1 protein-coding gene and 1 pseudogene are annotated in these 668 nt (G+C 59.1%); one reads left to right on the top strand and one right to left on the bottom strand.

Annotated features, from left to right (window positions below; genetic code table 11):
• A pseudogene (locus tag A3730_RS33025) lies at positions 1-125 on the bottom strand (hypothetical protein); the annotation flags it as partial.
• A gap of 272 nt (positions 126-397) precedes the next feature.
• On the opposite strand from A3730_RS33025, the gene A3730_RS08600 reads away from it, so the two are divergent.
• A partial coding sequence (locus A3730_RS08600; protein ID WP_156501087.1) for a class I SAM-dependent methyltransferase occupies positions 398-668 on the top strand: 271 nt, incomplete at its 3' end.

Genomic DNA, 668 nt, shown 5'->3' with positions numbered 1-668 from the left:
ATCCAGCCCACCAGCGTACCGGCGTCATCGGTGACCGGGCTGCCCAGCATGTCCAGTTTGATCAGGTTGCTGGAGGCTTCCACCACCGGCATCTCCGGGTGAATTGTCGCAAAGCGGGTGCTCATCAGGTCTTTGATGGATACAGAATCCATGGGGCTTACCTCTTGCTCTGGTCAGGGACCACAAAGGGTTCGGCCAGCACTTTCGCCGGCCACCAGGCAAGTTACTGCGGGAACCATGCCAACTTACCGCAGACGATGCCGGCTCCCCTTTTGTAGGAGCGCCACTTGAGGCGCGAACTTTTTACTCCCCTCCAAAAAACGTTGCTTGACCTAAAGCCGGCTTGAAGTGGCATGCTGACCGGTAACATCAAGGCGACGCCGCCCGGAGAGTGAGCATGACCATTTCAACAGAGACACCCGACAACCCGTCCACGCTGTGGAAAAGCGTGGGTGGGCGCAACTGGGTGGAATCCCAGCAGCTGATTGATCACCTGTTCAAACCCATTGAGGTGTTGCTGGCTGAGGCGGTGGAATGCCAGTCGCCACAGCGTGTTCTCGATATCGGTTGTGGCACCGGCGGCACAACCCGTGCGATCAGCCGTTATACGCGGGGTGGGGGGCAGGCAACCGGCGTCGATATTTCCGAGGTCATGATCGAGGCGGCGC

This window comes from Alcanivorax sp. HI0044 (assembly GCF_001634945.1).
The sequence above is the reverse complement of the archived record's forward strand: the minus strand, read 5'-3'. Positions and strand labels throughout refer to the sequence as shown.